The organism is Streptomyces sp. HNM0645, assembly GCF_030056615.1.
In the GTDB taxonomy this organism is placed as follows: Bacteria; Actinomycetota; Actinomycetes; order Streptomycetales; family Streptomycetaceae; genus Streptomyces; species Streptomyces marianii.
In genome coordinates this window covers 118,221-143,014 of sequence record NZ_JASHLT010000013.1, presented here as the reverse complement: position 1 = coordinate 143,014, position 24,794 = coordinate 118,221, and the positions used below count along the sequence as shown (strand labels likewise).

Below are 24,794 nucleotides of genomic sequence, written 5' to 3'. Positions count from 1 at the left end.
ACACCAACGGGCTCTTGCGCCAGTACTTCCCGAAAGGCACCGATCTCTCGAGATGGTCCGCCGAGGAAATCGAGGCCGTCGCTCACACTCTCAACAGCAGACCCCGTAAGACGCTCGGTTGGAAGACACCCGCCGAGGCGTTCAACGAGCAGCTACAGTTGCTTCAACAAGCTGGTGTTGCAACGACCGGTTGAATCCGGTCTATACAGAAGGGGCGCCCCCTCAGCGAGAGGCACCCCTTCTGACCAGCACGTCTGTGACCTGCGGGATTCGAGCCCACGGGGACGCTTTCACGTCCTCACGCTTCTCAAGACCGTTCAGTAGGCCGCTCGGGCAACCCACCTCCGCCCCGCTTCACCTGCTGCGGAGCGGGCTACAGCCTACCGGCTCGCGGATCTCCCGTGAGGCGGCCCGGGAAGAGTCGTCCGGTGGGGCCGGTCGTGGCTCGGCCGTGGCCGAGCGCCGGCCCGGCGGTGGCTCAGCGGTCGGCGATGTCCTCGCGGAGACCGTCGGAGAACTCCCACCACGACNCCGGCTCGCGGATCTCCCGTGAGGCGGCCCGGGAAGAGTCGTCCGGTGGGGCCGGTCGTGGCTCGGCCGTGGCCGAGCGCCGGCCCGGCGGTGGCTCAGCGGTCGGCGATGTCCTCGCGGAGACCGTCGGAGAACTCCCACCACGACAGGGGAAGCCAGTCGCCGTCGACAAAGGCATCCACCGTGGCGCCACGACCGCGGACCGTCACCGTCGTACCGGCCGGGTACGTGGCTCCGGAGAGGCCCGGTACGGGGACGAGCAAGGTCCCTAGCCTTTGTGCTGCCACTTTCTCGCCCTCCCGTTCGGTTGACTCGGTGCGGTACCTGGAGGCACCACCCGGGGTGGGTATTCCTCCTGAGATTACCGGCTTGTCCGATCCTCCGGGCCGGAGAATCATGAGACATGCGCCACAAGTGAGTCACAAGTGAAAGGAGGGGTGGGGGGCGGGGGGCCGAAGTCACGCACGTATCGCCAGCGGAGGTCACAGCCATGAAAGCCGTTGTGTACAAGGAACCGTTCGAGGTGGCCGTCGAGGACGTCGAGATGCCGCGGATCCACCACCCGAACGACGTGATCGTACGGGTCACCTCCACCGCGATATGCGGCTCCGACCTGCACATGTACGAGGGCCGTACGGCGGCGGAGCCGGGCATCGTCTTCGGCCACGAGAACATGGGAATCATCGAGGAGACGGGTGACGGCGTCACCTCGCTGAAGCAGGGCGACCGGGTGGTCATGCCCTTCAACGTCGCATGCGGATTCTGCATGAACTGCGCGGAGGGGTACACCGGGTTCTGCCTGACCGTCAATCCCGGGTTCGCCGGCGGCGCTTACGGCTATGTCGCCATGGGCCCCTGGCCCGGCGGCCAGGCCGAGTACCTGCGTGTCCCCTACGCGGACTTCAACTGCCTGAAGCTGCCCGCGGGGAACGAGCACGAGACCGACTTCATCCTGCTCGCGGACATCTTCCCCACCGGGTACCACGGCTGCGAACTCGCCCAGGTGCGCCCCGGCGAGAGCGTCGCCGTGTACGGCGGCGGACCGGTCGGCCTCATGGCCGCGTACTCGGCCCTGCTGCGGGGCGCCAAGAAGGTCTTCGTCGTGGACCGTGTCCCCGAGCGCCTCGAGAAGGCACGGGAGANGCTCGCGGACATCTTCCCCACCGGGTACCACGGCTGCGAACTCGCCCAGGTGCGCCCCGGCGAGAGCGTCGCCGTGTACGGCGGCGGACCGGTCGGCCTCATGGCCGCGTACTCGGCCCTGCTGCGGGGCGCCAAGAAGGTCTTCGTCGTGGACCGTGTCCCCGAGCGCCTCGAGAAGGCACGGGAGATCGGCGCGACGCCGATCAACTTCGCCGAGGGCGACCCGGTGGAGCAGATCAAGGAGCAGACCGAGGGCATCGGCACCGACAAGGGCGTGGACGCGGTCGGCTACCAGGCGACGGTGCGCGACACCGGACGTGAGGAGCCCGCGACCGTGCTGAACTCGCTCATCGGTACCGTCAGGGCCACCGGCATGCTGGGCGTACCCGGGTTGTACGTGCCCTCCGACCCCGGCGGTCCGGACGAGCAGTCCAAGCACGGCATGCTCAGCGTCGCGATCGGCAGGCTCTTCGAGAAGGGCCTGAAGATGGGCACCGGACAGTGCAACGTGAAGCGCTACAACCGGTACCTGCGCGACATGATCATCGAGGGCAGGGCGACGCCGAGCTTCGTCGTCTCCCACGAGCTGCCGTTGGACCAGGCGCCGTCGGCGTACGAGAAGTTCGACAAGAGGGTCGAGGGCTACACCAAGGTGGTGCTGCACCCGTAGTACCGCCGGCCGGCCACAGCTCCCCGGCGGCGAAGTACGGCCACGGGGAGACCACGGGGGAGAACCCGCACGACGATGGGGCTGCCGATCCACTCGGCAGCCCCATCGTCCCGTTCACCGGCCGGGAGCCACCCGGGTCAGCCGTCTCCCTCGCGCTGGCCCAGCGTGACCGTGGCCGTGACCTCCCGTCCGTCCCGCTCGTAGGTGATCCGGACCTGGTCGCCGGGCTTGTGGGTCCAGATCTCGCTGATGAGCGTCGGACCGCTGTCCACCGGCTTGCCGTCGAACTTGGTGATGACGTCGCCGGGCCTGAGCCCCGCCTTGGCCGCCGGGCCGTTCGGGGTGACGGCCGCCGTGCCGCCCGCGCCCTCCTGGGCGATCGTCGCGCCGCCGCCCCTGTCCGTCATGTTCACCGTCGCCCCGATGACGGGGTAGACGGGCTTGCCCGTCTTGATGAGCTGGTCGGCCACGTTCTTCGCCTGATTGACGGGGATGGCGAAACCGAGGCCGATGGAGCCGGCCTGGGACTGCTGGCCGAAGCCGTTGCCGCCGCCCGCGGACTGGATCGCCGAGTTGATGCCGATCACCGCGCCGCGCGCGTCGAGGAGCGGGCCGCCGGAGTTCCCGGGATTGATCGAGGCGTCGGTCTGCAGCGCGCTCATGTACGAGTTCTTGCCGCCGGAACCGTCGCCCGAGGCCACCGGCCGGTTCTTGGCGCTGATGATGCCCGTCGTGACCGTGTTGGACAGGCCGAAGGGCGCGCCGATCGCGATGGTCGAGTCACCGACCGCGACCTGGTCGGAGTTGCCCAGCGGCAGCGGGTCGAGCCCGGCGGGCGCGTTCCGCAGCTTCAGCACGGCCACGTCATAGCCCTGGGCCCGGCCGACGACCTCGGCGTCGTACTTCTTGCCGTCGGAGAAGGTCGCGGAGAGCGTGCCGCCGTCGGCGGCGGAGGCCACCACGTGGTTGTTCGTGAGGATGTGGCCTTCCTTGTCGTACACGAAGCCCGTGCCCGTGCCGGCCTCGCCCTCACTGCTACCGGACTTCGCCTCGATCGTGACGACACTGGGCAGCGCCTTGGCCGCCACGGCGGCGACCGTGCCCGGGTCGCGCTTGAAGCCCGCCGGGGCGTCGCCGGCGGCCACGGTCGTCGAGACCCCGCTGTCGTTGCGCTCGGCGGCCCAGTAGCCGATCCCGCCGCCCACACCACCGGCGACGAGCGCGGCGACGAGGACGGACGCGATGATCCCGCCGGACCGCCTGCGCGGCCCGTGCGGAACGGGCTCGCCCCAGGACGAGACGGGCGGCGGGGGCGGCGGCCAGCCACCCTGCGGGTACGGGGCCGTGGCGGCGGGGGAGTGGTCGCCGGGTGCGGATCCATGGGCGCTGGGCGGGACCGGGGGCTCGGGGGGCACCACCCGGCCGGGCTGCGTCGGGGCGTCCGCACCGGCGGGCGCGTGCGCGGCAGCGCTTTCGGGAGCAGCCGCCGGCACAGGAGGTACGGACGGGCCCGCGTGTGCCGGGGTGCCCTCGTTCTCAGTGCTCACAGCTTCCTCTTCCTCGATTCCACGATTCGGCGGTTCGGCGGTCCGCGGTGGCGCGGCACCGCACCGATGCGCTGCAGACAGCTTTTCCCACAGCCTGTCAGGCCACTGTAAGCAGGACCTGTGCGTCTGTGCGTCTCTCCGCCCCTCCGCCTCTCAACCTCTCCGCCCCTCCGCCCCTCCCCTCTCAGCTTCTCCTCGTCCCGGACATCGCGAACATCGCGGACAGGGGCGGGGCGTCCGCCTTCCGACGGATGACACCATGACGCGGTGACTCAACACCGGATCCAGGTCGTCGCCCACCGAGGCGCCTCGGAGGACGCCCCCGAACACACCCTGGCCGCCTATGTGAGAGCCATAGAGGACGGGGCCGACGCTCTCGAGTGCGATGTGCGCCTCACGGCGGACGGACATCTGGTCTGCGTCCACGACCGCCGGGTGAACCGAACCTCCAACGGCCGGGGCGCGGTCTCCGCGCTGGAACTCGCGGACCTCGCCGCGCTCGACTTCGGCTCCTGGAAGGACAGCGAGGAGAGCCCGGACTGGAAGGATCCCGGTTTCACCTCCGTGCTGACCCTGGAACGGCTGCTCGAACTGGTGACGGACTCCGGGCGGCGGATCGAGCTCGCCATCGAGACCAAGCACCCGACCCGCTGGGCCGGACAGGTGGAGGAGCGGCTGGTCCGCCTGCTGAAGCGCTTCGGTCTGGACGCCCCGGCGGCACCCGACGAGTCCCCCGTGCGCGTCATGAGCTTCTCCGCCCGCTCGCTGCACCGGATCGCGGACGCGGCGCCGGGCCTCCCGACCGTGTACCTGATGCAGTTCCTCCCGCTGCGTGCGCGCGAGGCACGGCTGCCGGCCGGCGCCCGGATCGCGGGCCCGGGGATCCGGCTCGTGCGCAACCACCCCGCCTATGTGGACCGGCTGCACGCGGCCGGTCACCAGGTGCACGTCTGGACCGTGAACGAGCCGGCCGACGTCGAGCTCTGCGCCGGGCTCGGGGTCGAGGCGATCATCACCAACCGCCCGAAGCAGGTCATCTCCCAGCTGGGCCGTCTCTGAGGAGTCCCACGGGCCGTACCGGAGGCTCCCGCACCGCAACCGCACCGGAACCGGACCACTACGGGGAGTGCTCCGGCGCGTTCGATCCGTGTGCGAACGTGACGAGTGCGTCACCAGACGCGGATTGGCCGGTTTCCGGTCCAGGCCATTGGGGCATCCACACCGTGGCGTGGGGCGAAGGAGGTCTCGGGGGTGGCGTTGGTGGTGGCACAGGAGGTGCCCACGTCGTCGAGCATGGCCGTACCCCATGGCCCTGCGGGCGTGGGTGAGGCGAGGCATCGGATGCGTGAGCAACTGCGGCGCAGCGCGGTGCCCGAATCGGTCGTCGACGATGCCGTTCTGATCCTTTCCGAACTGCTGAGCAATGCCTGCCGACACGGCAGACCGCTCGGGCAGCACGCGGAGATCGGCGACGGCGACATCCGCGCAGCTTGGCGTCTCGACCCGTCGGGCGGGCTGACCGTCGAGGTCACGGACGGGGGCGGTCCCACCCGCCCGGTTCCGTCGACCCCCTCGGTCACGGCGCACGGCGGCCGCGGGCTCAACATCATCAGCACGCTCGCCCGCGACTGGGGCGTACGGGACAGCGCGGCCGGCGAGGTCACCGTCTGGGTCCTCGTCACCGAAGGGCATCGCCGCGACGATTTCGCTACGCGCGTCACCGGTCCCGGCTTCGAGTTCGCGGACGCCTACGACGAAATGGACTGAGGCCCGGACGCTGTCCGCCGAGGCCGGACCGGGCACTCTCCCGAGGTCACGGACCGGAGGCCGCTCACCCCGGCCCGTCCGCTGCCATCCCGGGAAACGCCGTTCCGGCGACTTCGGCGAGGGCGGGCACGCGACGTGAAGCGCCGCTGTGACCGCTGCCACGGCCGCAACGGCTAGGCTCGCGCCCGAGACAAGCACGCCGTCATCGGGAGAGAGCCACATCATGGCCAAGAAGCGCCCCCAGACGAAGGCCGCCGCCAAGCCACAGGTCACCGACGGTGAGATCCCGGTGGTCGGCGCCCGCGAGCCCTGCCCCTGCGGTTCGGGCCGTCGCTACAAGGCCTGCCACGGGCGGGCCGCCGCACACGCCGTGACCGAGCTGGTCCAGCGCCCCTTCGAGGGGCTTCCCTGCGAGGGCGACTGGGTCGCCCTCCGCGAGCTGGTGCCCGCCGCCACCGTCGCCCTGACCCTCAAGGACGGGCTGCCCGAGGACGTCCCGTCGCTGACGCTCGCGACGGTCCTGCCCATGGCGTGGCCCGCGCTGCGCCGCGAGGACGGGTCCGTCATGCTCGCGCTGCAGAACGACACGCCGTCCGGCGACCTCAGCCGCGACCTCGCCGACACCCTGCAGCGCGCGCTGACCACGAAGCCCGGCAACGCGGTGCCCCCGCGGCGCGCCCCCGGTGACGGTCCGCGGCTGCAGGACCTGATCGACGCGGACGCCCCGTTCGAGCCGGTCGTCCACAGTGGTTTCGAGTTCTGGATCCCTGAGTCGGTGGAGACCACGAGCGCCGAGGTGACCGCTTCGCTGGAGCGCGCCAACGCGGCCGCGATCCCGACCGCGAAGCTGTCCGGCGTGGACGCCGCGTACTGGTGCGAGACCCCGGAGAAGAACCATCTGCGCTGGGTCATGCCGCACTCCGAGGAGCGTCTGCTGGACGCACTCGCCCGACTGCACGCGGCCGGCGCGTCGACCCTCGGTGAAGGCACCCGCCTCGTCGGGTCGTTCCGTGCGCACGGTCTGGTGGTCCCCGTCTGGGACCTGCCCGGCGGCATGGGCGCCGAGGAGTGCGAGAAGCCGGCGGCGGAGTTCGCCGAGCGGCTCGCCAAGGCGCTCGCGACGGACTCCCCGCTCACGGGCGAGGAGCGCCGGGCCCGCAGCGGTCTCACGAACCGCCAGGTCACGCTCAGCTGACCGTGGCGTCACGGGCCGTCCTCGCGCCCTGCCGACGACAGCGGTGACGGGGCGGCGGCTCCGGCTGCCGCCCGCGCGGTACGACGCCCTCCGCCCCCATGGCGAGTGATCCCCGTCACAACCGCCCCTATGGGGCGGTAATTCGCTGTCCGAATACCCGAGATCGAATTTGCGAACAGCAGATCTCTTGTTACCGTTCTGGAAGCCCGGTCGCTGGTGCATCCCCCGTCGCCAGCGACCGGGCGTCTCTATTTCCCGCAATGACCCCGGGGCCCACCCGGGTTCAACTGCTCCCGGAGACGGGTGAGTTGCTCCCCGCGCGCAGCAGCAGCGGACCATCTCCGGCTTCTCCGGAACGTGCGAACTCCGCGATCGCGTAATAGCCGTCGGCTTCGCCCCGGGCCTTCTCACGCGGTGTTTCGCAGACTGCGGGCTCATCTCCCGGTTCGGCCGCGCAATGCGCCCGTACGGTCCTTCCACCCGGCCCCATCAGAGTCAGCACGGGCATGATCCCTCCGCCCGTCACGTTGCGGTAGTACGTTCGCGCCCAGGCGTCCGGGCCGTCGGCCAGGACGCATGTCTGTGCCTCGATGCCGTGCGGAGAGATCACTTCGGGGCCGCAGTGTTCGCTTGTGCGTCGGGCACCGGCGGCGCCGTGAACCACCTCGGACGCCTGCCGCGGCCCACGCGGGGCATACATTCCGGCCACACTTGCCGACCGCCCCACCCTCTTGCCATTCGCCGTCGCGTCGGCACCTCCCGGCGCGGCGGAGGCGGCGAGCGGCAGCAGTGCGGCACAGACGACGGCGAGCGCGAGCCCGGTCAGGCGCTGATTCATGTGGGCCGAAGATATCGGCGGACGGCGGCGTCCGGATCCGCGTCCGCCCCAATTCCCTTGTGACGGGGCCCGGCTCCCACCCGAACGAGTGAGTCTCCGGGCCCCCGCCCGGTCGTCCGCGCGACGGCGGCGACCGCCGGTGCGGGAGAGGAGGGCCGTCAGTACGCGAGGCGGGACCCTTCCCCGGCCTCCGGAGGCCTCACGCCCGAGGGGGTGCTGACGCTCGCCTCGACGAGGGCGTCCACCACGGCTTCCACATCGGGCAGCCAGGGCGCGGCCGAGCCGGGAAGCGGGGCCCGCTCCCAGCGGACCTGCCCCGTGCCCGTCTCCGAGGGCGGCAGCATCAGATAGCCGCCCGAGCCGTGGAAGCGCAGCGAACTCGGCACCCGGTCCTTGGCGTGCAGCAGCTCCCCCAGTTGCTCCATCGAGTACGGGGCGACGAGCAGCGACCACCGGGTCGGCGTGGCGACGACCGGGCCGAGTCTCATCCCCATCCGGTCGAGCGCGGCGAGCGCCCGGACCCCGGCGACCGCCGGCAGGCTCACCGCGCACGGCGCGCGGCCTCCCGTGGCGAGCACGATCGGGGCGGTGGGCCGCTGGGTCCACCACCAGCGCACCATCCGCTCGTCGGTGGTCGCCGCCAGGAGCCCGGGGTCGAAGGGGTGCGCGCCGGGTACGACGCACTCGTGGTCCGGGCAGGCACAGCCGCGGACGCGATCGGCCCGCCCGCCGGCGGTCGAGAGTCCCACGCCGGGCAGCACGGGCCACTTCCATGCGGTGGCGCAGGTCAGCGCCGCGTCGAGTTGAGGAGCAGGCCTCTCCTTGCGCCAGAACCGGAGCCTGCGTCGCCTTCCGAGGATCTCGCGCATGAGCGCTCGTTCCTTTCCGTTGAACGCCGAGGTCCATCACACCATGTGTGCATCACTTGACTGTGCGTGCAAAGCGGCGTCTCGCCGCCCCTGCCGTAGGCACGGGCGGCCCCATGGGCTCTGTCCATTAAACGCGTGGCGAGGGGTGGCGCGCGCATGGCGCTTGCTCTCCCGCTGTACTCGTACCGCCACTCGGGACGGGGCGGCGGCCCACGGCGGCTAAGACGCCCGGGCTCCCCGCCAGGTTCCGGGGCGGTCCCAACTGCCCCTGGCCATCACCGTTTACGTACCCATCACGCCCGGGATGACTCCCGCCTCGGGCTTCGCCTCGGACTTCACCCTGGGTGGGATCCCCATGTCGAACGCCATCAGTCGACCGCAAATCGCGTTCATGGGGGGCATTTTTTGGCCAAGTTACCAACCTCATGGACACCAGCGATACCACCAGGACAATGCTGGACATCCCCCTTTGTCTGCGTGTAGATGTGGATGCAGTGATAGCGGCGCAGATTGACATGGGGGTTTGCGATGCTATTGAGCAGAACGCACCAGCCGGACGGCTGGCTGCCATGAGCGCCCCTCACCTGCCGAAAGTGGCTGGAATCGACTCAGCGGTTCCGCCCTCCACGCATACTGCCGGACCACTCGCCCCCGATCCCGCGCCCGGCGCGGTGATCCAGGACCGGCTGGCCGGCTGGGTCTCCGACCTGACCACGCTCCACGAACTCACCGAACGGCTCGCCAGGACCGGCACGCTGGACGAGGCACTCGACGAACTCCTGCGCGCGGGCGCCGCCCTGGTCGGTGCCCGCCGCGGCATGGCCGTCCTCGAGCCGGCCGACGGCCGCGGCCCCGCCGGCACCGTCGGACTCGGCCTCGCCCGCGCCGACCTGGGCCACATCGAGACCGTCCCCCGCAGCGCCACCGGGTACGGCCGGATCCTCGACAGCGGGACGGCCGGCGTCCCCTCCCCCGTCGCCCAGGCGGACCTCTTCCACGAGGAGGCGCTCGACCCGCTCCACCGCGAGGTCGCCGCCCGCCTCGGCTACGCCGCCAGCTACGCCCTGCCGCTCGCCACGGAGGAGGCCGGGAGGCTGGGCGTCGCCGTCTGGTTCTACGACGAGCCCGCCGAACCCGTGGACCGCCAGCGCCATCTCGTCGGCCTCTACGGGCGGTACGCCACCGAGCACCTCGCCCGGCTGCTGGAGCTGGAGCGGGCCCGCCGGCAGATGGCCACCATCGCCGAGGAGCTGCTGCCCAGCAGGCTGCCCCGGATCCCGGGGGTGCGGCTCGCGGCCCGCCATCTCACCGGGCCGCGCGGTGGCGGCGAGTGGTACGACGCCCTGCCACTGCCCGAGGGCGCCCTGGGCCTCGCCGTCGGTTCGGTCTCCGGTTCGGGACCGAGCGCGCTGGCCGCCATGGGCAGGCTCCGGGCCAGTCTGCGGGCGTACGCGGTGATGGAGGGGGAGGACCCCGTCGCCGTGCTCTCGGACCTGGAGCTGCTGCTGAGGCTCACCGAACCGGCCCGCTCGGCGACCGCGCTCTTCGCGTACTGCGAACCCTCGACGGCGCCCCATGCCGAGGACTCGGGCAGCAAGATCGTGCTGGCCGGCGCCGGGCACACCCCGCCGCTGGTCGTCGGGCAGCACCGCACCGAGTTCGTCGAGACGTCGCTGTCGGCGCCGCTGGGGATGCTCGCCTGCTGGGAGGCGCCCAGCGTGGAGTTCTCCCCCGCCCCCGGAGAAACGGTGCTGCTCTACACCGACGGTCTGCTCCGACGCACCGGCGACCCGATGGACCGGGCCTTCACCCGGCTGCACACCGCGGCGGCGGGCGTGCCCAAGGCCGTGCGCCACGACCCGGGCGCGGTCGCCGACCACGTGCTGCGCACGGTGCTGCCCGGCGGACCCGACGCCGGCGCGGACGGCGAGGACGTGGTGATGCTGGCCGCCCGGTTCGAGTGACGCTCCGGTGACGCGGGCCGGGGGCCGCAAGGCTTCCGGCACGGTCGCGGTACGACCGTACGATGGGTGGGGGTTCAGCGTCGTACCGACTAGGAGGCAGACCCGTGGCAGAGGAGCTCACCCCGGAGACCCCGGAGAACGAGTCCGACCGCACCGCCGAGGCGGAAGGGACCGAGGAGCCGATCAAGCAGCGCAAGAACGGCCTGTACCCGGAGGTCTCCGACGAGCTCGCGGAGAACATGAAGTCGGGCTGGGCCGACACCGATCTGCACGATCTGGAGCCCGTCGCGCAGGCCGCGTACACCGAGCGCCGCCGCGCCGCCCTCTCCGCCCGCTTCCCGGGCGAGCGGCTCGTGATCCCGGCGGGCAACCTGAGGACCCGCTCCAACGACACCGAGTACTCCTTCCGCGCCTCCACCGAGTACGCCTACCTCACCGGCGACCAGAGCCACGACGGCGTCCTGGTGCTGGAGCCCACCGCCGGCGGCCACGAGGCGACCGTCCACCTGCTGCCGCGCTCCAACCGGGAGAACGGCGAGTTCTGGCTCGACGGCCAGGGCGAGCTGTGGGTCGGCCGCCGCCACTCCCTGACCGAGGCGGGACAGCTGCTGGGCATCACGGCCGAGGACGTGCGCGAGCTGCCGCAGAAGCTGCGCGAGGCGACCGGCCCGGTCCGCGTCGTCCGCGGCCACGACGCCGGCGTCGAGTCCGCCCTGACCGACAAGGTCACCGCCGAGCGCGACGAGGAACTGCGCGTCTTCCTCTCCGAGGCCCGCCTGGTCAAGGACGAGTTCGAGATCGCCGAGCTGCAGCGGGCCTGCGACGCCACGGCCCGCGGCTTCGAGGACGTCGTCAGGGTCCTGGACCGGGCCGAGGCCACCAGCGAGCGCTACATCGAGGGAACGTTCTTCCTGCGCGCCCGGGTCGACGGCAACGACGTCGGCTACGGCTCGATCTGCGCGGCCGGCCCGCACGCCACCACCCTGCACTGGGTCCGCAACGACGGTGCGGTCCGCTCCGGCGAGCTGCTGCTCCTGGACGCCGGCGTGGAGACCACCGAGCTCTACACCGCCGACGTCACCCGCACCCTGCCGATCAACGGCCGCTTCACCGAGCTGCAGCGCAGGATCTACGACGCCGTGTACGAGGCGCAGGAGGCCGGCATCGCCGCGGTGCGGCCCGGTGCCCCCTACCGCGACTTCCACGACGCGGCCCAGCGGGTCCTGGCCACCCGGCTCGTGGAGTGGGGCCTGCTCGGCGACCTCGATGTCGAGAAGGTGCTCGAGCTCGGCCTCCAGCGCCGCTGGACGCTGCACGGCACCGGCCACATGCTCGGCATGGACGTCCACGACTGCGCGGCCGCGCGCCGCGAGGCCTACGTCGCGGGCACGCTGGAGCCCGGCATGTGCCTGACCGTCGAGCCCGGTCTGTACTTCCAGGCCGACGACCTGACCGTGCCCGAGGAGTACCGCGGCATCGGCGTCCGGATCGAGGACGACATCCTCGTCACCGAGGACGGCCACCGGAACCTCTCGGCGGCGCTGCCGCGACAGGCGGACGAGGTCGAGGCGTGGATGGCCCGGCTCAGGGGCTGATCCCCGCACCCTCCGTACGGGCCGCCCGGCCCGTACGGAGGGACCGGCCGCCGCACCGGGACGGCGCCTTCGCTCAGACCGCTCCGAGCAGGGCGCCGTCCCGCCATTTCAGCACCTTGTCGAAGCTCACCACCGCGCCCCGGCCGGGCCGGTTCCGCAGATGGACGTGGTCGGCGAGCTGCTCGATGAGGCAGAGGCCGCGGCCGCTCTCGGCGGCGGGCCCCGCGCCGGTGGCATGGGCGCAGTCCGGGAACCCCGGCCCTCCGTCCACCACTTCGATACGGCACTTCTCGCCGTCCAGATACGCCGTCACGCGGTACCCGTCCGCCGACGATCCGGGAGCGCCGGAGCCACCGTGCTCGACGGCGTTCGCGCACGCCTCGCTCAGCGCGACGGAGAGATCGAAGGAGATGTCGGGATCGACGCCCGCGGTCTCCATGGCACCGAGCAGAAGACGTCGAGCGAGCGGCACGCTCGCAGCCTCGCGCCGCAAATGGAGAGACCACCAGATGCTCATGCTCCAGCCTCCTGGCTGCGGCTCGACATACGGTTACGTATTGCCGCGTCGTCACGCTCGTAAGCGTGGAGTTGACGCGATTGCCCTCATTCGGCGGATGCGTCGATCGGCCAGCCGGTGTATGCCACGCCAGGCGGACGAGTGGGTCTCAAACGTGATCTTCCGGACCTGCCGTACGGCTCCGGAAGGCGCAGTGCGATGATGTCCCGGCCATGTCTGCCCACCCGCCGGTCGCATCCGGCGACGCGCCGGTCGCGGCCGGACCGCGGCTGCTGAGGGCCGCGGTGTTCGCCGCGGTCTGCCTCGTGCTGTCCGCGCTGGGGCACGTCCTGGCAGCCTGCGCGACCGTCCCCTGGTGGACGCTCCTCGCCGGTTTCCTGGCGGTGTTCGCGGTGGTGGTGCCGTTCGCCGGCCGCGCACGCTCGCTCCCCTCGGTGGTCGGCGCCCTGGCGCTCGGGCAGCTCTGCCTGCACACCCTCTTCGGACTGGGCCAGCGCCCGCTCACCGTGTCACCGAGCGCCGACGACGCCCTGATCCGGATGGCGGCGAAACTCGTGTGCGGGGCCGGCGGCAACGCGCTCAGCCCGGCCGACGCCCACCGGATCGTCGCCGGCGCGGGCATCGACCCGGCAGCCGCGGCGCGGGCCGCCCACGCCGGGCACCCCGCCGCCGGGCCGAACGCCGCGCTCGAGTCCAGCGGGCTGCTNACGCCCTGATCCGGATGGCGGCGAAACTCGTGTGCGGGGCCGGCGGCAACGCGCTCAGCCCGGCCGACGCCCACCGGATCGTCGCCGGCGCGGGCATCGACCCGGCAGCCGCGGCGCGGGCCGCCCACGCCGGGCACCCCGCCGCCGGGCCGAACGCCGCGCTCGAGTCCAGCGGGCTGCTGCCGAGCCTGCCCATGGTCCTCGGCCATCTGCTGGCGGCGCTCGTCACCGGCTGGCTGCTGCGCCGCGGCGACCTCGCGCTGTTCCGGCTGGCCGAGCTCTCCGCGCAGGGTGCCCAGGGCGCCGGCGAGGTGATGGCCGAAGGCGCGCTCGTCCGCGCCCTGCGGGCCGCGGTCGTCCTCGTGGGCGAGTTGCTCGCCGGTCTGCCGGCGGCACCGGACGCCCGTCCCGGACCCGTCGGGGCGGATCCCGGCGGCTCCGCTCCGCCCGTGGCGGCCGCTCTACAGCACATCGTGATCAGGCGCGGTCCGCCCGCGCACCGCGTCCCCGCAGTCTGCGTTCTCGCAGCCTGAACGCGGCGCCACCCGACGACGTACCCCGAAACGGGTGTCCCGGGTGATCGGTGCCGCGGCGCTCCCGCGCACCCGCGCGCGGACCGATCACCTTCCCTGCTCATGTGGAGTGTCCCTGCCATGAACAAGATCTCTCGTCTCGCCGTCGCCGGCGGCGTCGCCGCCTCCTCCGTACTGCTGCTCTGCGGCCCCGCCCTCGCGCACGTCAGCGTGCAGCCGCAGGGCGAGGCCGCGAAGGGCGGTTACGCCACGGTCAACTTCAAGGTCCCGAACGAGCGCGACAACGCCTCGACGGTGAAGCTCGAGGTCACTGTCCCCGCCGACCACCCGCTCTCGTCCGTGATGCCGCAGCCCGTTCCTGGCTGGAAGGCCGAGGTCACGAAGACCAAGCTGGCCAAGCCGCTGAGCGTGCACGGCAAGCAGATCACCGAGGCCGTCTCGAAGATCACCTGGACCACGGCCGGCGGCAAGATCGGCCCCGGCGAGTTCCAGCAGTTCCCGGTGTCCCTCGGCCGGTTGCCGGAGGACGCCGACGAGCTCGTCTTCAAGGCGCTCCAGACGTACGACAACAAGGAGGTCGTGCGCTGGATCGAGGAGCCGCAGGAAGGCGCGGCCGAGCCGGAGCGCCCCGCGCCCGTGCTCGCCCTGTCCGCGGCGACCGGTGACCACCACGGCGGCGGCGCGGACGGCAAGAACGCCGCCCACGCCGCGGATCACGCGGACGGCGAGGACGGGGCCACGGCGAGCTCCACGGACACCACGGCGCGGGTCCTCGCCGTCGTCGGCATCCTCGTGGGTGCCGGTGGCGTGGCCTTCGGCGTGCTGGCCGGCCGCCGTCGCACCGCCTGACCTACCTCACATCCTCCACTTCCGGGACATCTCTCCATGCGCAACAAGACCATGACGGCCGCCGCCCTGACGGTGGCGGCCGCGCTCGCCCTCTCCGCCTGCGGCCCCGACGGGGGGTCGGACAACGCGGACGGCTCCGTCGCCGAGGTCTCCGCCCAGCCCGGGGACAAGGCCGCGACCGTCCTCGACCGGCCCTTCGAGAAGCCGGATCTCGTGCTCACGGACACCACGGGCAAGCCGTACGACCTCCGCGAGCGGACCAAGGGCAAGCCGACCCTTGTCTACTTCGGCTACACCCACTGCCCCGACGTCTGCCCGCTGACGATGAGCAACATCGCCGTCGCCATGAAGCAACTGCCCAAGGCCGACCGGGATCGGCTCCAGGTCGTCTTCGTCACCACCGACCCCGAGCGGGACACCGCGGCCGAACTGGCCAAGTGGCTCCCCGCCGCGGGCGACCCCTCCTTCGTCGGACTCACCGGCGACTTCCCGACCATCCAGGCCGGGGCGCGCCAGTTGGGCATCGGCGTCGAGCCCTCCACGAAGGACAAGAACGGCAAGGTCGTGTCCATGCACGGGACGCAGGTCGTGGCGTTCTCCCCGAAGACCGACCGGGGCTACGTCCTGTACGGCGAGGACACCACCCCCGACGACTTCGCCAAGGACCTCCCCAAGCTCGTCGAGGGGGAGAACCCGTGACCCGCCGCACGGTGACCGCCCTCGCCGCGGCACTGGCCCTCTCCGCCGGTCCGGTGCTGGCGGGCTGTTCCTCGTCCGCACCCGAGCTGACGGTCGACGGGGCGTTCATGCCGCAGCCCGTCGGCGACATGGCGGGCGGCTTCCTCACCGTCACCAACAGCGGTGGCACCGCGGACAGGCTGACGTCCGTCACCAGCAGCCTCTCGGACGACGTCCAGATACACGAGACGAAGGACCGCAGGATGCGGCAGGTGACGTCGCTCGACGTACCCCCCAACGGGGAGCTGCGGCTGGAACGCGGTGGTGACCACCTCATGTTCATGGACATCAAGAAGCAGCCGCAGCAGGGCGACACGATCGACATCGAGCTGCACTTCGAGAAGTCGGAACCGATCAGGGTCGAACTCCCCGTCGAGGAGCGGACCCACAACCCGAAGCAGCACTGAGCCCCGTGCAGAGGCTCTCGGCCATTCGAGGGACTGACGACACACGATGACCACCACCGCCCCGCGCCTCGGCACGGCGACTCTCCTGCGGCTGCTGCTGATCACCGCGGCGCTGCTCGGCACCGTGCTCACCGGCACGGCGAACGCGCACGCCGCCCTGACCGGGAGCGACCCGAAGGACGGGGCGGTGCTGGCCGTCGCCCCCGAGGACATCACGCTCACCTTCTCCGAGCAGGTCGCCCTGGGGAACGACTCGATCCGCGTCCTCGACCCCAAGAGCAAACGCATCGACACCGGCGAGGTGAAGAACCTCGGCACAGCGGACGTCGTCAGGTACGGGGTGGCCCTGCACTCCGGCCTGCCGGACGGCACGTACACGGTCGCCTGGCAGGCCGTCTCCGCCGACAGCCACCCGATCGCCGGCGCGTTCACCTTCTCGATCGGGGCGCCCTCGAAGACCGCCGTCGAACTGCCGAAGCAGGAGGCGGGCGGCGGGCTCGTCGGCACGCTCTACGGCATCGCGCGGTACGCGGCGTACACCGGTTTCACCGTCCTGGTCGGCGGTGCCGCGTTCGTGCTGGCGTGCTGGCCGCGTGGGGCGGTCGTCCGGCCGGTGCAGCGGCTCGTGGTGGGCGGCTGGGTGACGCTCACCGCCGCCACGCTCGCGATGCTGATGCTGCGCAATCCCTACACCGGCTCCGGCGAACTCGGCGACGCCTTCGACCTCGCCGGGCTGCAGGCCGTCCTCGCGACCAAGACCGGGGCGGCGCTCGTCTCACGGCTGCTGCTGCTCGGCGCGGCGGCGCTGTTCATCGCGGTGCTGTTCGGGGCGTACGCGAAGCGAGCCACCGGACCGGAGGGCACCGCGGACCCCGCCGTGCCCAGCCCGGCCGATTCGGAGGGCACCGCGGACGCGAACCGTGACGTCGCCGGGGGCCACCCGGAAGCGGCCCGGGAGCGGGCCAAGGAGAACCGGGACCTCACTTTCGGTCTGGCCGTCGGCGGCACCGTCGTCGCGGCCGGGATCGCCGCCACGTGGGCGCTGTCCGAACACGCCTCGGCCGGTGTCCAGGCCGGTCTCGCGATGCCCGTCGACGTGCTGCACCTGCTGGCCGTCGCCGCATGGCTCGGCGGCCTGGCCACCCTGCTCGTGGCACTCCATCGGACGCCCTCCATCGAGCGGCCGGCCGTCCTCCGCTTCTCCCGGGTGGCGTTCTGGTCCGTCCTCGTGCTCGCCGCGACCGGGCTCTACCAGTCCTGGCGGCAGGTCGGCTCGTGGTCGGCCCTGACCGGCACTTCGTACGGACGGCTGCTGCTGGTCAAGATCGGGCTGGTCGCGGTGCTGGTCGGGATCGCCTGGATCTCGCGGCGCTGGACGGCGCGGCTGTCGGACCGTACGCCGACGGACGGGGAGGCGGACACGGACGGAGAGACGGACACGGGCACGGGCGGGGGCACGGGCGCCTCCGCCGAGGAGGACGGTGCGGCCCGTGCCGCCGACGCGGCGCCGACGGCGCCCGACGACCCGGTGCGCGCCGCCCAACTCGCCCGGCAGGACGCCGCCGTGGCCGCGGCCGCCCGCAAGCGCCTCAGGGACGCCGACCCGGGGCGCTCCGGACTGCGCCGCTCCGTCCTCGCGGAGGCCGGCGTCGCCGTCGTCCTGCTCGCTGTGACGACGGTCCTGACGTCCACCGAGCCCGGCCGTACGGAGGAGCAGGCGGCGCGGGCGGGCGGCGGGAACTCCGAGGCCGCGGCATCCAAGCCCGTCGACGTCACCCTGCCCTTCGACACCGGCGGCGCGAACGGCAAGGGCACGACTCGGCTGACCGTCAGCCCCGGCCGCTCGGGCGCCAACGAACTGCGTCTGTGGACCAAGGGCCCGGACGGACAGCCCCTGGACGCGCCCGAGGTCAAGGTCTCCTTCACCCTGACCGCGGAGAAGATCGGTCCGCTCCCGCTGGTCCCGGAACGCGTCGCGGCCGGCCGCTGGAGTGCGAGCAACATCCAGATCCCGCTGCCGGGCGAATGGCAGGTCCGGATCACCGTACGGACGTCCGACATCGACCAGACGACCGTCGAGAAGAACGTGAGGATCGGCTGACGTGGTCGGCCGACGAGGCACAGTGGAAAAGGCATGAGCGACAACGAGATCTCGCGGCGCAGGCTGCTCGGCACGGTCGGCGCCGCCGGAGCGACCGGACTGGTCCTCGGCGCGGCGGGCGGCGCCGCCGGGTACGCGGCGGTCGCCGCGGACCCCGAGCCCGCCCTGGCGACCGTCGGCTCCACCGGCGAGTCGTTCCACGGCGAGCACCAGGCGGGCATCACCACGCCGATGCAGTCCCACGGCCATCTCGTCGCCTTCGACCTGGCGCCGGGGGCGGGCCGGAAGGAGGCGACCGCGCTGATGCGCCGCTGGTCGGCCACCGCCGCCCGGCTGGCGGCGGGCGAGCCCGCCGACGCCGACACCGGCGTCGCCCTGGACGCGGGCCCATCCTCCCTCACGGTCACCTTCGGCTTCGGCCGGACCTTCTTCGACCGCACGGGTCTGGCCGCGCAGCGCCCCGTCCAGCTCGACCCGCTGCCGGCGTTCTCCGGCGACCGGCTGGATCCGCGCCGTTCGGAGGGCGACCTCTGGGTGCAGATCGGCGCCAACGACGCACTGGTCGCCTTCCACGCGCTGCGCGCCGTCCAGAAGTCGGCGGGCGGCACGGCGCGGACGCGCTGGCAGATGAACGGCTTCAACCGTTCGCCGGGCATCACGTCCCGGCCGATGACCAGCCGCAACCTCATGGGCCAGATCGACGGCACCCGCAACCCGAAGCCGTCCGATCCCGACTTCGACCGCCAGGTGTTCGTCCCGGCCCCCGGGTCCGGGTCGGGCTCGCCGGACCAGCCGGCCTGGATGGCGGGCGGCTCGTACGCCGTCGTCCGCCGCATCCGGATGCTGCTCGACGACTGGGAGAAGCTGAGCCTGAAGGACCAGGAGCTGGTGATCGGCCGCCGCAAGTCCGACGGCGCCCCCCTGACCGGCGGCGGCGAGACGACCGAGCTCGATCTCGACCGGACCGGGCCGGACGGTTCCCCGGTCATCCCGGCCGACGCCCATGCCCGGATCTCCGCCCCGGAGCAGAACGCGGGCGCGGCGATGCTGCGCCGGCCGTTCTCGTACCACGACGGCATGGCGGCGGACGGCACTCCCGACGCGGGTCTGCTCTTCGTCTGCTGGCAGGCCGACCCCCTGCGGGGCTTCGTACCGGTCCAGCGGAAGCTGGACCGCGGCGACGCGCTGTCCCCCTTCGTCCGGCACGAGGCGAGCGGCCTCTTCGCCGTCCCGGGCGGCGCGGACGAGGGCGGGTACGTCGGCAGCCGGCTGCTGGAGTCGTGAGGCGCGCCGCTGGGGTCCGGGGCGCACTAGGGTGGCGGGTATGTCCGCCACGCGCTACACGTACCTCGGCCCCGAGGGCACCTTCACCGAGGCCGCCCTGCGCACCCTCCCGGAGGCCGCCACCCGCGAACTCGTCCCGATGGTGTCCGTGCCGGCCGCCCTGGACGCCGTGCGCAGCGGTGAGGCCGCTGCCGCGCTGGTGCCGATCGAGAACTCGGTGGAGGGCGGCGTCACCGCGACCGTCGACGAGCTGGCCTCCGGCGAGCCGCTGATGATCTACCGCGAGGTGCTGCTGCCGATCTCCTTCGCGCTGCTGGTGCGGCCGGGGACGAAGCTGTCGGACGTGAAGACGGTGACCGGCCACCCGGTCGCCCAGCCGCAGGTGCGGAACTGGCTGCGGTCCCACCTCCCGGACGCGGTGTGGGAGTCGGCGGCGTCGAACGCGGACGGTGCGCGGCTGGTGCAGGAGGGCCGCTTCGACGCGGCCTTCGCGGGTGAGTTCGCGGCGGCGACGTACGGGCTCGAGGCGCTGGTCACCGAGATCCACGACGCTCAGAACGCGGAGACGCGCTTCGTCCTGGTGGGCCGTCCGGCAAGGCCCGCGGCCCCGACCGGCGCGGACAAGACGTCGGTGGTCATCTGGCAGCGGGACGACCACCCGGGCGCCCTGCTGGAGCTACTTCAGGAATTCGCGGTGCGGGGCGTCAACCTGATGCTGCTCCAGTCGCGGCCCACGGGCGCGGGCATCGGGAACTACTGCTTCGCGATCGACGCGGAGGGCCACATCTCGGACCGGCGGGTGGGGGAGGCGCTGATGGGTCTGAAGCGCATCTGCCCGAAGGTGCGGTTCCTCGGGTCCTATCCGCAGGCGGGAGTGGCAGCTCCGGCGCATGGCGGGCGCACGCTGCGTCCCGGGACCTCGGACGCGGAGTTCGTGGACGCGGCGGAGTGGCTGGCGCGCTGTCAGGACGGCCGCGCGTAACCCGGGGTTCACCGCGCCCCGGCGTCACCCGGTCCTCCTCGTCCTCCCTGTTGCCCACAGAGTTATCCACAGGGCGGCTTCTCGATCTGGGGACAAGTCGACAACACAATCCGACACAGTCGACAAATCACCTCACTCACCCTAGCTGCACCCACAGCGCACATCGAATGCCCATGTCAGCCCAATTCCTTTGATCAACCCTTTGAGGCGAAGAAGTGCGGGGAATTCCCACTCGAACGAGTGCGTGAGTCACGTTTGGAGACGCGACCTCCGGAACTTCCGCCGACTTTCGGAATGATCAATTCCGAAATCCACAGCCCCCTCCCACAGCCTGTGGATAACTCACGCACCCCTTCCCTCCCTGTGGACAACGGCCCGGAGTTCCACGGCCCACGGCGGACCGGCGCCGGGACGAAGCGGCGTTCACCCCTTTTCGGCAGCCGGCACCGAGGCGCCCGCGGGCCATGCGCGGGATTCATCGACCCTTTCCTTAATTCCGGCAATTCGGTCAAACTGACACGCAACCAATATCAACTGGGGTGCCGGGAGCACACACCGGTAGCCTGGTGGGGTGATTGACCTTCGCCTGCTCCGTGAGGACCCCGACCGTGTTCGCGCCTCCCAGCGCGCCCGTGGAGAGGACGTCGAACTCGTCGACGCCCTGCTCTCCGCCGACGAGCGGCGCAGGTCGTCCGGCGTCCGCTTCGACGAACTCCGCTCCGAGCAGAAGTCGCTCGGCAAGCTCATCCCCAAGGCGTCCCCGGACGAGCGCGCCGAGCTGCTGAAGAAGGCCGAGCAGCTCAAGTCCGACGTCAAGGCCGCTGAGGCCGAGCAGAACGAGGCCGAGGAAGAGGCCCGCCGACTGCTGCTCGGGCTGGGCAACCTGGTCCACCCGGACGTCCCGGTCGGCGGCGAGGAGGACTTCGTCGTCCTGGAGACGCACGGCACCGTCCGCGACTTCGGCGCCGAGGGCTTCGAGCCCAAGGACCACCTGGAGCTCGGCGAGGCGCTCGGAGCCATCGACGTCGAGCGCGGCGCGAAGGTGTCCGGCTCCCGCTTCTACTACCTCACGGGCGTCGGTGCCCTGCTGGAGCTCGCCCTCGTCAACGCCGCCATGGCGCAGGCCACCGAGGCGGGCTTCACGCCGATGCTGACCCCGGCGCTGGTCCGCCCGCGCGCCATGGAGGGCACGGGCTTCCTCGGCCAGGCCGCGGAGAACGTCTACCACCTCGAGAAGGACGACTTCTATCTCGTCGGCACGTCCGAGGTCCCGCTCGCGGCGTACCACATGGACGAGATCATCGACGCCGACAAGCTGCCCCTGCGGTACGCGGGCTTCTCGCCCTGCTTCCGACGCGAGGCCGGCACCTACGGCAAAGACACCCGCGGCATCTTCCGCGTCCACCAGTTCGACAAGGTCGAGATGTTCTCCTACGTCCACCCGGACGACGCCGAGAACGAGCACAAGCGGCTCCTGGAGTGGGAGAAGCAGTGGCTGACCGGCCTGGAGCTGCCGTTCCAGGTGATCGACGTGGCCACCGGCGACCTGGGGGCCTCGGCTTCCCGCAAGTACGACTGCGAGGCGTGGATCCCGACCCAGGGGAAGTACCGCGAGCTCACCTCGGCGTCGAACTGCGACGGTTTCCAGGCCCGCCGGCTGTCGGTCCGCATGCGCGACGGAAAGCAGGTCAAGCCGCTCGCGACGCTGAACGGCACCCTGTGCGCCGTGCCGCGCACGATCGTCGCGATCCTGGAGAACCACCAGCTGGCCGACGGCTCGGTGCGGGTGCCGGAGGTCCTGCGGCCCTACCTCGGCGGCCGTGAGGTCCTGGAACCGGTCGCCAAGTGAGTTTTCGGTACCGCCTGATCGCCACGGATCTCGACGGGACCCTGCTGCGTTCCGACGAGACCGTCTCGCAGCGCACGCGTGACGCGCTCGCCGCCGCCACGGCGGCGGGCGCCGCCCACATCGTCGTCACCGGACGAGCCGTCCCCTGGACCCGGCACATCCTCGAGGACCTCGACTACCAGGGCCTCGCGGTCTGTGGACAGGGCGCACAGGTGTACCACGCGGGTGAGAACAAGCTGCTCACCTCGGTGACGCTGGACCGCCAGCTGGCCGGCCTCGCCCTCTCCAAGCTGGAGGCGGAGGTCGGTCCGCTCGCCCTGGCGGCGAGCCGCGACGGCCTGGACGGGAGAGTGGTCGTCAGCCCCGGCTACCGGGTCCAGGAGGGTCCGCTCCCGGTCGTGGTCTTCGACGACCCGGCCGAGCTGTGGGCGGCTCCGCTGAACAAGCTCTACATCCAGCATCCTGCCCTCGACGACGACGAGCTGACCCGCGTCGCGCGCTCGACGGTCGGCAGTCTGGTGGACGTGGTGATGGCCGGCGAGGGCATCGTCGAGATCCTCCCCCTCGGCCTGAGCAAGGCCACCGGCCTGTCGCTGGCCGCCCGGCGGCTGGGCGTGAAGTCCACCCAGACGATCGCCTTCGGCGACATGCCCAACGACATCCCCATGTTCGGCTGGGCCGCGCACGGTGTCGCGATGGCCAACGCCCACGACGAACTGAAGGCCGTGGCACACGAGATCACGGCGTCGAACGAGCACGACGGCATCGCACTGGTGCTGGAGGAACTGCTGGGGCGTTAGGGCGCGTTCGAAAGTCCCGTCGGGCCGGGAACGTCCGGCATGCACTCCCCCACAGCCCTCCGGGCGCGGGGGAGTCCCCCACACAGCGTTGTCGGTCGTCGGCGCAGCCCGCTGCGCTCATGCCCCAGGACCGGCGTGCGGACCTTCCGTTCGGTGCGTGGCCGCCCTTCGTTCCGGGACGTCGCCGGCGGGTCGGTCGTGTGCGGCGTCGGGCCGCCGGACCGTGGCCCATCACGGGACTCGGCGAACGCGTCCGCAGACGCGTACGCGTGGCGGAGGATGCGCGGATCGAACGCGCGCGGGGGGCGACCCCGACCACGGCTTAGCAAGCCGGTGCCTTACCACTCGGCCAATCCTCCGGGAGGGCGGCCCGCGCGGATGCGCGCTCGAAGCGGCCGCCCGGGCAGTCTTCCGGCGGCTCCACGGAGTCCGATGATTACTCCGCAGCCTGCCGTGCGCTGCCCTGCAGGGAGCTCGACGGACTCGTACTCTCGGTCATCGCCGCGCCCCTCCCCGGTCTCGGACATCGTGGCCCTGTCGTGCCCGCCGCACATCCGGCGGCGGCATCGCCCACTGTGCCCGGTACGAACCCTCCGGTGCCACCGAATATCCGTGCGGACCGTCTCAGGACCTGCGCCACCGGCGCCACCAGCGCCGGCCGCTGCGGCGCCGTGCTCGGGCCCGGCTCCAGAACCAGCCCGCAGGCGGCTCGTCCGAACGCCAGGGCTGCGGTTCGGGCGCGGAGCCGCGCCACCGGGCGCTGAGCATCCGCGCACGGGCCGACGGCTCGGAGGTGCCGGCGGCACGCACGAAGTCCTCGTCGAGAACCACCTCGTCCCAGGCGTCCCTCCGATCACCCCCGCCGGCGCCGGGACCTCCGTCGCCGGCACCACCCCGCGGACGACCGCCCGCGCCTCCGCCCACGGCGGCCGGGCCCGGCGGTCCGCCGCCGGGGCCGCTGTGGGGCTCGCGGGACACCGGGTCCGGTCCCGGCCCTCGCTCCTCCTGGTCCGGTCCCGGTCCGCACTCACCCGGGTCCGGTCCGGGTTCCGGTCGTGGGGTCGGCTCATCCGGCATGACGGTCTCCTCTCACCCACAGTGTCCCCGCCGCCCCGTCGGGCCCGTGTGAGGACGGGAACGCCCCGGGAGGAGGACCCCCCGGGGCGTCTCGCGCCATGCCTCGCTACTCCTCACCGGCCAGCGTCAGCGTCCTCAGCTTCTGCCCGGCGTATCCCGTCGCCAGCAGCGTGACCCCGACGAGCAGCACCGTCGCGAGCGGCAGGCCCACGTCGGAGGTGATCATCCCTTCCCCGCCGATCCGTTCGGCCAGGGCCAGCGACCACTGCTGCACGCTGAGCGTCCGTGCCCCGGGCACCAGGCTGCCGAAGAGCGTCTCCCACACCAGCGCGTAGACCAGACCGATCACGACCGCGTGCCGGCTGACCGTGCCGAGCAGCAGGAACAGCGCGGCGTACGCGATCGACGCGACCAGCGCGGCGACCGTGTAGGCCACGGCGATCTGCTGTCCGTTGCCGTTGAGGATGTATCCCGCGACGAACGTGGGGACCGCGGAGAACACCATGGTCACGGCGATCGCCACGATCAGCTTGGTGACGATGATCGTCGGCCGCTTGACCGGCTTGGCCAGCAGGTAGACGATCGAGCCGTCGTCGATCTCGGGCCCGATCGCCCCCGTTCCGGCGATCACGCCGATCAACGGCACCATCGTGGCGAGGGCGAATCCGCCCAGCACGTCGGAGGCGACCTGGTCGTCCACGCCGTTGAACGCCCTTACGGCTGCGGCGATGAGCAGCAGCAGCGCGGGGAGGACGAAGAGGATCGCCGCGCGGCGCCGACCGAGGAGGGCCCGGTAGGTGAGCCGGGCGACTGTCGGGTTGTACATGTCGT

At 71.9% G+C, this 24,794-nt stretch carries 23 protein-coding genes, 1 tRNA gene and 1 pseudogene; 17 read left to right on the top strand and 8 right to left on the bottom strand.

The window, feature by feature from the left end; all coding sequences use genetic code 11:
- Positions 1 to 194: transposase (locus QMZ92_RS10865; protein WP_502962034.1), on the top strand; the 194-nt coding region annotated here is incomplete at its 5' end.
- A 432-nt stretch (positions 195 to 626) separates the two neighbouring features.
- On the opposite strand, the gene QMZ92_RS10860 is transcribed toward QMZ92_RS10865, so the two are convergent.
- Entirely contained in the window at positions 627 to 818 is a 192-nt protein-coding gene (locus QMZ92_RS10860; protein WP_026165024.1) for a hypothetical protein, read from the bottom strand.
- Positions 819 to 1,021: 203 nt separating this feature from the next.
- Between QMZ92_RS10860 and QMZ92_RS10855 the strand changes: the two genes are divergently transcribed.
- Positions 1,022 to 2,344, top strand: a complete 1,323-nt coding sequence (locus QMZ92_RS10855; RefSeq protein ID WP_283297033.1) for an alcohol dehydrogenase catalytic domain-containing protein — start codon at positions 1,022 to 1,024, stop codon at positions 2,342 to 2,344.
- Positions 2,345 to 2,481: 137 nt separating this feature from the next.
- Here QMZ92_RS10855 and QMZ92_RS10850 read toward each other — a convergent pair whose 3' ends face one another.
- On the bottom strand, positions 2,482 to 3,891 hold the full coding sequence (locus QMZ92_RS10850; RefSeq protein ID WP_283297032.1) for a S1C family serine protease: 1,410 nt from the start codon (positions 3,889 to 3,891) through the stop codon (positions 2,482 to 2,484).
- Between the two features lie 267 nt (positions 3,892 to 4,158).
- Between QMZ92_RS10850 and QMZ92_RS10845 the strand changes: the two genes are divergently transcribed.
- The 3 genes from QMZ92_RS10845 to QMZ92_RS10835 all read left to right on the top strand — a co-directional run bounded on the left by QMZ92_RS10845 (position 4,159) and on the right by QMZ92_RS10835 (position 6,853).
- Entirely contained in the window at positions 4,159 to 4,950 is a 792-nt protein-coding gene (locus QMZ92_RS10845; protein WP_283297031.1) for a glycerophosphodiester phosphodiesterase, read from the top strand.
- 105 nt (positions 4,951 to 5,055) lie between these two features.
- Positions 5,056 to 5,658, top strand: coding sequence for an ATP-binding protein (locus tag QMZ92_RS10840; RefSeq protein ID WP_283297030.1), 603 nt, complete (start codon positions 5,056 to 5,058; stop codon positions 5,656 to 5,658).
- A gap of 223 nt (positions 5,659 to 5,881) precedes the next feature.
- Positions 5,882 to 6,853 carry a DUF5926 family protein gene (locus QMZ92_RS10835; protein WP_283297029.1) on the top strand — a complete coding sequence of 324 codons (972 nt, stop codon included), beginning with the start codon at positions 5,882 to 5,884 and terminating at the stop codon, positions 6,851 to 6,853.
- Between the two features lie 283 nt (positions 6,854 to 7,136).
- Here the strand turns inward: QMZ92_RS10835 and QMZ92_RS10830 are convergent, their stop codons facing one another.
- Together QMZ92_RS10830 and QMZ92_RS10825 are read right to left on the bottom strand one after the other, a co-directional pair.
- Positions 7,137 to 7,691 (bottom strand): hypothetical protein, encoded by a 555-nt coding sequence (locus tag QMZ92_RS10830; RefSeq protein WP_283297028.1) that lies wholly within the window; start codon positions 7,689 to 7,691, stop codon positions 7,137 to 7,139.
- Between the two features lie 158 nt (positions 7,692 to 7,849).
- Entirely contained in the window at positions 7,850 to 8,560 is a 711-nt protein-coding gene (locus QMZ92_RS10825) for a bifunctional DNA primase/polymerase (RefSeq protein WP_283297027.1), read from the bottom strand.
- Positions 8,561 to 9,012: 452 nt separating this feature from the next.
- Between QMZ92_RS10825 and QMZ92_RS10820 the strand changes: the two genes are divergently transcribed.
- Together QMZ92_RS10820 and QMZ92_RS10815 are read left to right on the top strand one after the other, a co-directional pair.
- Entirely contained in the window at positions 9,013 to 10,524 is a 1,512-nt protein-coding gene (locus QMZ92_RS10820) for a PP2C family protein-serine/threonine phosphatase (RefSeq protein WP_283297039.1), read from the top strand.
- Positions 10,525 to 10,628: 104 nt separating this feature from the next.
- Positions 10,629 to 12,119, top strand: a complete 1,491-nt coding sequence (locus QMZ92_RS10815) for an aminopeptidase P family protein (protein ID WP_283297026.1) — start codon at positions 10,629 to 10,631, stop codon at positions 12,117 to 12,119.
- 73 nt (positions 12,120 to 12,192) lie between these two features.
- On the opposite strand, the gene QMZ92_RS10810 is transcribed toward QMZ92_RS10815, so the two are convergent.
- Complete coding sequence (locus QMZ92_RS10810) at positions 12,193 to 12,636, bottom strand: ATP-binding protein (protein ID WP_283297025.1); 444 nt, start codon at positions 12,634 to 12,636, stop codon at positions 12,193 to 12,195.
- A 212-nt stretch (positions 12,637 to 12,848) separates the two neighbouring features.
- Here QMZ92_RS10810 and QMZ92_RS36315 point away from each other — a divergent pair.
- The 10 genes and pseudogenes from QMZ92_RS36315 to QMZ92_RS10765 all read left to right on the top strand — a co-directional run.
- Positions 12,849 to 13,301: pseudogene (locus QMZ92_RS36315) on the top strand (hypothetical protein); the annotation flags it as partial.
- Positions 13,302 to 13,357: 56 nt separating this feature from the next.
- Positions 13,358 to 13,876 (top strand): hypothetical protein, encoded by a 519-nt coding sequence (locus tag QMZ92_RS36000; RefSeq protein WP_349307717.1) that lies wholly within the window; start codon positions 13,358 to 13,360, stop codon positions 13,874 to 13,876.
- A gap of 102 nt (positions 13,877 to 13,978) precedes the next feature.
- Positions 13,979 to 14,725 (top strand): YcnI family copper-binding membrane protein, encoded by a 747-nt coding sequence (locus QMZ92_RS10800; RefSeq protein ID WP_502962033.1) that lies wholly within the window; start codon positions 13,979 to 13,981, stop codon positions 14,723 to 14,725.
- A 36-nt stretch (positions 14,726 to 14,761) separates the two neighbouring features.
- A complete protein-coding gene (locus QMZ92_RS10795) occupies positions 14,762 to 15,424 on the top strand; it encodes an SCO family protein (protein ID WP_283297023.1) in 663 nt (220 codons plus the stop codon).
- Positions 15,421 to 15,870 (top strand): copper chaperone PCu(A)C, encoded by a 450-nt coding sequence (locus QMZ92_RS10790; protein WP_283297022.1) that lies wholly within the window; start codon positions 15,421 to 15,423, stop codon positions 15,868 to 15,870. Before QMZ92_RS10795 ends, QMZ92_RS10790 begins: the two co-directional genes overlap by 4 nt.
- Before the next feature lie 46 nt (positions 15,871 to 15,916).
- Positions 15,917 to 17,971 (top strand): copper resistance CopC/CopD family protein, encoded by a 2,055-nt coding sequence (locus QMZ92_RS10785; RefSeq protein WP_283297021.1) that lies wholly within the window; start codon positions 15,917 to 15,919, stop codon positions 17,969 to 17,971.
- A 33-nt stretch (positions 17,972 to 18,004) separates the two neighbouring features.
- Complete coding sequence (gene efeB / locus QMZ92_RS10780; protein WP_283297020.1) at positions 18,005 to 19,255, top strand: iron uptake transporter deferrochelatase/peroxidase subunit; 1,251 nt, start codon at positions 18,005 to 18,007, stop codon at positions 19,253 to 19,255.
- A 40-nt stretch (positions 19,256 to 19,295) separates the two neighbouring features.
- Positions 19,296 to 20,237 carry a prephenate dehydratase gene (pheA, locus tag QMZ92_RS10775; protein ID WP_283297019.1) on the top strand — a complete coding sequence of 314 codons (942 nt, stop codon included), beginning with the start codon at positions 19,296 to 19,298 and terminating at the stop codon, positions 20,235 to 20,237.
- 571 nt (positions 20,238 to 20,808) lie between these two features.
- Positions 20,809 to 22,086, top strand: a complete 1,278-nt coding sequence (serS, locus tag QMZ92_RS10770; RefSeq protein ID WP_283297018.1) for a serine--tRNA ligase — start codon at positions 20,809 to 20,811, stop codon at positions 22,084 to 22,086.
- Positions 22,083 to 22,886, top strand: coding sequence for an HAD family hydrolase (locus QMZ92_RS10765; protein WP_283297017.1), 804 nt, complete (start codon positions 22,083 to 22,085; stop codon positions 22,884 to 22,886). Before serS ends, QMZ92_RS10765 begins: the two co-directional genes overlap by 4 nt.
- Before the next feature lie 270 nt (positions 22,887 to 23,156).
- Here QMZ92_RS10765 and QMZ92_RS10760 read toward each other — a convergent pair.
- From QMZ92_RS10760 to QMZ92_RS10750, 3 genes are all read right to left on the bottom strand, one after another.
- Positions 23,157 to 23,245 (bottom strand) — tRNA-Ser (locus tag QMZ92_RS10760).
- Between the two features lie 265 nt (positions 23,246 to 23,510).
- On the bottom strand, positions 23,511 to 23,717 hold the full coding sequence (locus tag QMZ92_RS10755) for an SGM_3592 family protein (RefSeq protein ID WP_283297016.1): 207 nt from the start codon (positions 23,715 to 23,717) through the stop codon (positions 23,511 to 23,513).
- 352 nt (positions 23,718 to 24,069) lie between these two features.
- A complete protein-coding gene (locus QMZ92_RS10750; RefSeq protein WP_283297015.1) occupies positions 24,070 to 24,789 on the bottom strand; it encodes an ABC transporter permease subunit in 720 nt (239 codons plus the stop codon).
- Positions 24,790 to 24,794: the final 5 nt, after the last annotated feature.